Origin of the sequence: Alteraurantiacibacter lauratis, assembly GCF_037154155.1 — a bacterium.
In the GTDB taxonomy this organism is placed as follows: Bacteria; Pseudomonadota; Alphaproteobacteria; order Sphingomonadales; family Sphingomonadaceae; genus Alteraurantiacibacter; species Alteraurantiacibacter lauratis.
Window position 1 is genome coordinate 1 of sequence record NZ_JBANRN010000026.1, and the last position, 6,043, is coordinate 6,043.

Below are 6,043 nucleotides of genomic sequence, written 5' to 3' on the forward strand. Positions count from 1 at the left end.
GCGCTCCTCGCCCTGCGCCACCAGCTGCAGGCGGGCATTGGCCGGGCCGTCCTGGCCGAGCTCGAACTCGATGCTTTCGGCCATGGTGCCGAGATGGCGGAAGAACACCGGGGTGGTGAGCTTGGGATGGCCGATCTCGATCGTGTGGCTCGGGATCTCGTCGGCCCCGCTCTGCCAGAGGTGCTCATGCCCGCCACCGGTGAGCCGCGGACCCGAGGGCGAAGCATGCGAGGCGGCGATGGTGAAGGCATTGCCAGAAGGCCCGGCCGTATCGAAGACGATCTCGAGCCGCTGGGTGCTGGCCGGACGGCTGTAGGTGCACTTGCTGATCTCGGGATTGGCCGAGGCGTTGAGATTGGTGACCAGCTGGTCGATGGTCTGGGTCACGGTCGCCTGGATCTGGGTCTGCAGCGCCCCCGGCGTGCCGGTGACGAAGGTCCACACCACCCCGTTGAGCGTGATCGTCTGCCCCGCGGCAGGGTTGGCGGCGAAGGTGATCGATCCGCGCGCGGCCACATTGCTGGTGACGGGCAGGCCGAACAGCGCGGTCAGCCAGAAGCCGGTGCCGCGCAGGTCGATCGGCACATCGATCTGCCCCTCGTCGGTGACGAGGCCGCGCCAGGGATCCTGCGCATTGCGCCCGCGCCCGAGCAGCGGATCCTCGCCGAGCGGCTGCATCGCGGACAGGTCGGTCGAGCGGAAGTCGAGGCTGCGCCAGCCGCTCGATGGCATCACGCCATAGCTGGTCTCGCGGGCGATCTTCAGCGTCGCGTCCGCGCCATAGGCACGCAGTTTGGGCATGGGTCATCTCCGGCAGGACTGGGGGACGGGAATGCCGCGCGGGCCATGCGCGCGCGGGACAGGATTATTGTTCCAAATCATGTGCTTGGTGAGTTGATAAGCAGCGCGGACAGAGCGAACAGGATGACACGCCGCGAGTTGCGGACGTGCATCGCAAGGGAGACCAAGCCATGAGCCAGACCACCACCGCCCGCCATGAGGCCCGCGCCGACGGGGGGTGCGCCGACGGGGCCCGCCGCAATCAGCAACAGGCCCTTTCCGCCTTCATCGCCGTCAAGGCCGAGATCGACACGCTGCTGGGCCAGCTGCGGGCGCTGAGCGACGAGCACTTCCATGCCGCGCCCGAGAGCGTGAACTGGGCCCATGTCGGCAGCATCGCCCACGCCCGCAACCAGCTGCGCGAGGTCGCCCGCTTCCTCGGGATCGAAGGCTGAGAGGCAGGGAGACCAAGCCATGCCCCGCTATGTGGTCACAATCGAAAGCCGTCGCCGCAGCCGCGAGCTTGCGGCTTTCAGCGACCATATCGACGCGCGACGTGCGCTGCATGAGGCGCTCGAAGCAGCGTCCGCCTCGTCGCGCCGCACCATCCACGGTCGGGTGACCGACAGCCAGACCGGGGACGTCATCACCCATGGCCGGGCATGGAATGGCTGGGTCGGGTTCATCTGACAGGACAGGGAAGGAACAGCATCATGAAACTCTCCGACACGCAGCTCGTGGTGCTCGCCGCAGCCGCGCAGCGCGAGGATGGCAATCTCCTGCCGCTCCCCGCCAGCCTTTCCGGCGGCCTGCGCGCGCGCAACGCCGCGCGGGTGGTGGAAGCGCTCAAGCGTCGCGGGCTGATCGCCGAGACCGTCACCAAGAGCTGGGCCAAGGCGGATCCTGCGTGCAACGCCTTCTGGCGCAACGACGAGGACGGCCGCGCCACCCTGCTCCACATCACCCACGCAGGCCTTGCCGCGATCGGGATCGCGCCGGAACCGGAACCGGATGGCCCGCAGGAGACCAGCGCCGCGCCCGATGCCGCAGCGCCAACGGCGACTGGCTGTCCGCACTGCGATGGTGCGGGCCGCCACCGGCATCAGGCCGGCACCGAGCTGGAGCACACCACCCGCTGCCATGTGTGCGATCCCGAACCGGAGACCGCAACGGTCAACGCCCCGCCTGCCGCTGCGCCGCCGCGCCGCGTTCGCCAAGGCACCAAGCAGGCCGCGCTCATCGCCATGCTCGAGGCGCCCGAAGGCGCCAGCGTGGCCGAGATCAGCGCCGCGCTGGGCTGGCAGCCCCACACCGTGCGCGCCGCGCTCTCCCATGCGCTCCCCCGCCGCCTCGGCCTTGCCGTCTCCTCGCAGAAGGAGGAGGGCCGGGGCCGGGTCTATCGTCTGGCAGCGGCAGGCTGAGCCATGGCCAAGGCCAAGCTGCACGACCGTCTGCTCGCCGCTCTCCTCGCCGCGGGCGAGCGCCGTGTGCCCGAAGCGGCCACGCAGCGCACCACCGTGCCCACCTGCAGCCATCCCAAGGCGCCGCAGGGCTGGCACTACCACGTCGGCCACGCCGGGGCCCTGCGCGTCGGTCCCACCGCCAGCGCCAGCCGCTAGGGCGAGCGAGACGCTCAGGGAGACGCTGCTCGGGATCGTGCGGCTGAAGCAGGTGGACTCCGACGGGCTGACTCGACAAGCCTGACTTGACATGTCAAGCAAGGCTTGACAGGGTGGGTCATGGAGATCGAAAGCATCGTCCACAAGGGCCTTCGCCGTTTTTTCGAGACGGGCGATCCCAAGGGCCTTGTCGGCGATGTCGCGCGGATCCGGCGGATGCTCGCCTTCATCGATGCTGCGGCAAGCTTCGAAGAACTGGCGCTTCCGCCCAATTTCGGGTTGCATCCGCTCAGCGGCGACAAGGCCGGACGCTGGGCCATGAGCGTGACCCGCAACTGGCGGCTGACCTTTGTGAAGCGCGATGCCTACACCATCGCCGAAGTCGATCTGGAGGATTACCACTGATGGCGCTTTCCATGCATCCCTCCTTGGCGGTTCATCCCGGCGAATGGCTGCGGCACGAGGTGCTCACGCCTTACGGGGTGAGCATCAATCGGCTGGCGCGCAGCTTCCATGTCTCGCGCCAGGCGCTGAGCAGCCTGCTCAACGGGCGGGCCGCGCTGTCGGCCGAGATGGCGATCCGCTTCGAGAAGGCCTTCGGTATCCGGGCCGAGACGCTCATGCGCATGCAGACGGCTCACGACATGGCGCGTGCCCGCGCACGGGCCGACGAGATCGTGGTCGAGGACCTGCGCCCCGCGGCCTGATCGCTCATGGACGTTGCCGGGACATTGCCTTATGACGCCGCCGCACCTCCGGTGGTTTCGACCGCTGGGCGCGGGGCCTCTTCGGGAGGCCCCTGCTTTTCGGGCCTCATGACGCGCCCATTCTGCCCAATTGCCTGACCGTCTGCCGCTCAGCCGCCGAGCGGATCGCTGACCAGATATTCGGCGGTCAGCACGATCCTCGCGCTGAGCAGCGGTGCGGCGCCCTCGATGGCCAGCACGCCGATCTCCGGGGCGGAGGGGACGAGCGTCTCGGCCAGCCCGCCGAGCGTCTCGTCTGCCGTGAGCGCGGCGCCGATCGCGCCAAGCAGGGCATCGAGCCCCGCCTCGCCGCCGCCACCGGCAGGCTGGGACATATAGGCCTCGAGCTCGATGCGGTGGCGGTACCATTCGCGCCGCGGGTTCAGCGTCACCTCGGGCTCGCCGGGCTCGCCGTCGCGCAGGATGACGAGCCCCTCTGCCGGCACCTTCTCCGGTAGTGCGGCATTGCGCCGCACCGGCGCTGACAGCCGAGCGCCGAGCTGCGCGGCGAGCGCGGCAAGGATGGCCTCCCGCTTCGACATGGCATCTTCCCGATCGTCGTCAGTTCCAGCGCCGCACGATGCGGTCCTCGAGCCGGGCGATCCAGCGCTCGGCCGCGCCGCCCACATCGAGCCGTTTGCTGAGGCGCACCTGCGGCACCAGCACGAACAGCACCACGCTCACCAGTCCGTGACCGGTGCGCATCGCCGTAGTACTCGCGCGGGCATAGCCGCCGCGCCGGCCGCTGCGCGCGCGCAGGTTCTCGCCGACCAGCAGCGCCGGCCGGCCCGCTCGTCCCGGCACGAAGCGCAGGGGCTGGCCCATGCGCTGCTCCCACAGCCGCGGGGTCAGCCGCCGCCCGCCGGCACGCATCGCCCTGGCCGCCTCGGTCGGAATGGCAAGGAAGGTGGCATGCCGCGCGCGGATCAGCGCGCCCTCGGCATGGCCGCGGATGATCAGCGGCGCCTTCGACCACACCAGCCCCGCCGCCCCGAGGCTCGCCTCGCCCTTGGGCCAGACCTGTCCGCGCCAGGTGCGCGCCAGCCGCGTTCCCAGCCCCGCGCCTGTCACCTGCGCGCGCAGCTCGTCCTTGAGCCCGCCGGTCGCCTCGGCGACGGCGCCGCTCACCGCCTGCTCAGCCGCGGCCACCTCCTCGGCCATGATCTGCCTGAGATCGCCGATGGTGGTAAGCTCAAGCCTCATGGCCCGCGCAGCTCCGCCGTCCAGACGAGGCGCTCGGCATCGCCGAGCGGTTCGCCCTGCACGATCCACGTCTCGCCTGCGACTTCGATCGTGTCTCCGGCAGAAAGCAGCGGCACCTCGGCCATGCGCAGATCGGCAAGCGCGGTCGGCGCGTGCAGGCGGGTCTCGCCCCAGCCAACCACCCGGTCGGGACGGCGCAGCACCACCCGCACCGGCACAGGCGCACCGCTGCCGCCCGCCCGCCAGAGGCCATCGCGCGCAAGGTTGGGATCGGCGAAGAGATCGTCGATGGCCTCCGCGAAGGGGCTCATGCTCAGTTGCTCGAGAAGATGCGCACCGCGAGCCGCGGGCGCTTGTTGACAGGCAGGATCGACGCCTCGGTCTTGACCTCGATCGCGCTGCCATCGGGCCGGGCGATCTGCCGCGCGTAGATCGGCAGGCCGACCGTGTTGACCGTCTCGATCAGGTTGGCAGGCGCACCGTAGGTGACGAAGGTGTCGAGCGTGCCAAGCGGGAAGGCGATGCCCTCGCCGGAGGGGATCAGCGTTTCCGTTGCGCCGGTCGAGAGGGTGACGGTGGCATTGTACTCCTCGAACACGATCCCGGCGAAGGGGAAGCGCCGGCGCGTGTCCTCGCGCAGCGGCTGCGCCCCGGTCGAGGAATAGTACTTGTAGGCCTCCTCGACCTTGGCGTGACCGATCAGCCTGTCGAAGAACTCAGGACTGACGAGCGCGAGCACACCGGTCATGGTCTCGCCCTTGAGCTCGGTCTCGATCTTCCTGAGCACGTCGCGCACCTTGCCCTGGACCTGGGTGCCGGCGGTGCCGAGCAGGAAGTCCGTCTCCTGCTGCGCCAGCCCGAACTCGGTGAAGTAGTTGTAGAGCGTGGTGCCGGCGCCATCCCTGACGATGCCGCGCAGCGCGTTGACCTCCATGTACTCGCGCGTCTGGGCGTGCTTGACCCGCATGCGGGTGAGCTTGCGCTCCATGAGGGTGGCGAGCGGATCGGCGGCGTCAGCCACGCCGAAGCCGCGCACGCCCTGGATGTCCTGGGGCGTGATCACGTCGTCGTGCGGGATCCAGGGCACCGTGAAGGAGCGCATGGAGCGCGTGTCGCGATTGGCGACGGTGGCGGGACCGCCCAGCGGCACGGTGGGCAGGAGGTTGAGCACGCCTTCGGCCTGCTCGATGACGACGGAGCGCTGGGTGACGCCCTCGAAGCGGAACAGGCCCATTGTCCCAAGCCGCGTGTAGACATTGGGCAGGATGTTGATGGCCTGGGTCATCTCGGCGAGCGAGTAGCCGCCCGCGTCGAACGGGTTGATCATGGCGACCATGGGGTCGGGTCTCCTTGGGATTGAACGGGCATGAAAAAGGCCCCGAAGGCGGACGCCTCGGAGCCGGTCAGAGAGTCAGAGGGGAAACGTGAAGATCAGGCGGTGTCGCGCGGCACGATGCCGGCAGCGCTGAGCTCGGCGTGTTTGGCTGCCGCCTTGGCCGCGTCATCGACGGAGGCGTCGAAGACGAGCGCCGCCCTGGACACGATCGCGGGCCCGCGGGCGATGACGAGGCCGGTCCTGTCACCGGCCGTGGCGTCGACCGCCTCGGTCAGAACGGCGCTTGCGACTTCCGCGCCCTCGTCACCGACAACCTGGGCCGCCGGCGAGAGCCGGTACTTGCCCGAAGCGGTGATCCG

The 6,043-nt window shown here is 69.7% G+C and carries 12 protein-coding genes; 6 read left to right on the forward strand and 6 right to left on the reverse strand.

Going from position 1 to position 6,043, the window contains the following annotated elements:
• Positions 1-801, reverse strand: an 801-nt coding sequence (locus tag WFP39_RS15035; protein ID WP_036857859.1) for a phage tail tube protein, incomplete at its 3' end; no start/stop codon positions are given.
• A gap of 170 nt (positions 802-971) precedes the next feature.
• On the opposite strand from WFP39_RS15035, the gene WFP39_RS15040 reads away from it, so the two are divergent.
• From WFP39_RS15040 to WFP39_RS15065, 6 genes are all read left to right on the forward strand, one after another.
• Positions 972-1,235 carry a hypothetical protein gene (locus tag WFP39_RS15040; RefSeq protein ID WP_036857850.1) on the forward strand — a complete coding sequence of 88 codons (264 nt, stop codon included), beginning with the start codon at positions 972-974 and terminating at the stop codon, positions 1,233-1,235.
• Between the two features lie 19 nt (positions 1,236-1,254).
• On the forward strand, positions 1,255-1,470 hold the full coding sequence (locus tag WFP39_RS15045) for a hypothetical protein (RefSeq protein WP_027443820.1): 216 nt from the start codon (positions 1,255-1,257) through the stop codon (positions 1,468-1,470).
• A 23-nt stretch (positions 1,471-1,493) separates the two neighbouring features.
• Positions 1,494-2,201: a DUF3489 domain-containing protein gene (locus WFP39_RS15050; protein WP_188236036.1), complete on the forward strand. Its 708-nt coding sequence runs from the start codon at positions 1,494-1,496 to the stop codon at positions 2,199-2,201.
• Positions 2,202-2,204: 3 nt separating this feature from the next.
• Entirely contained in the window at positions 2,205-2,399 is a 195-nt protein-coding gene (locus tag WFP39_RS15055) for a hypothetical protein (RefSeq protein ID WP_027443818.1), read from the forward strand.
• Positions 2,400-2,519: 120 nt separating this feature from the next.
• Positions 2,520-2,804: a type II toxin-antitoxin system RelE/ParE family toxin gene (locus WFP39_RS15060; protein WP_027443817.1), complete on the forward strand. Its 285-nt coding sequence runs from the start codon at positions 2,520-2,522 to the stop codon at positions 2,802-2,804.
• On the forward strand, positions 2,804-3,106 hold the full coding sequence (locus tag WFP39_RS15065) for a HigA family addiction module antitoxin (RefSeq protein ID WP_027443816.1): 303 nt from the start codon (positions 2,804-2,806) through the stop codon (positions 3,104-3,106). Before WFP39_RS15060 ends, WFP39_RS15065 begins: the two co-directional genes overlap by 1 nt.
• Before the next feature lie 149 nt (positions 3,107-3,255).
• Here the strand turns inward: WFP39_RS15065 and WFP39_RS15070 are convergent, their stop codons facing one another.
• The 5 genes from WFP39_RS15070 to WFP39_RS15090 all read right to left on the reverse strand — a co-directional run.
• Entirely contained in the window at positions 3,256-3,687 is a 432-nt protein-coding gene (locus WFP39_RS15070; RefSeq protein ID WP_027443815.1) for a hypothetical protein, read from the reverse strand.
• A gap of 19 nt (positions 3,688-3,706) precedes the next feature.
• Positions 3,707-4,348: a DUF6441 family protein gene (locus WFP39_RS15075; protein ID WP_188236037.1), complete on the reverse strand. Its 642-nt coding sequence runs from the start codon at positions 4,346-4,348 to the stop codon at positions 3,707-3,709.
• Positions 4,345-4,659, reverse strand: a complete 315-nt coding sequence (locus WFP39_RS15080; protein WP_188236038.1) for a head-tail joining protein — start codon at positions 4,657-4,659, stop codon at positions 4,345-4,347. Before WFP39_RS15080 ends, WFP39_RS15075 begins: the two co-directional genes overlap by 4 nt.
• A gap of 2 nt (positions 4,660-4,661) precedes the next feature.
• Positions 4,662-5,684 carry a major capsid protein gene (locus WFP39_RS15085; RefSeq protein ID WP_336920655.1) on the reverse strand — a complete coding sequence of 341 codons (1,023 nt, stop codon included), beginning with the start codon at positions 5,682-5,684 and terminating at the stop codon, positions 4,662-4,664.
• Between the two features lie 95 nt (positions 5,685-5,779).
• Positions 5,780-6,043, reverse strand: a 264-nt coding sequence (locus tag WFP39_RS15090) for a head decoration protein (RefSeq protein WP_336920656.1), incomplete at its 5' end; no start/stop codon positions are given.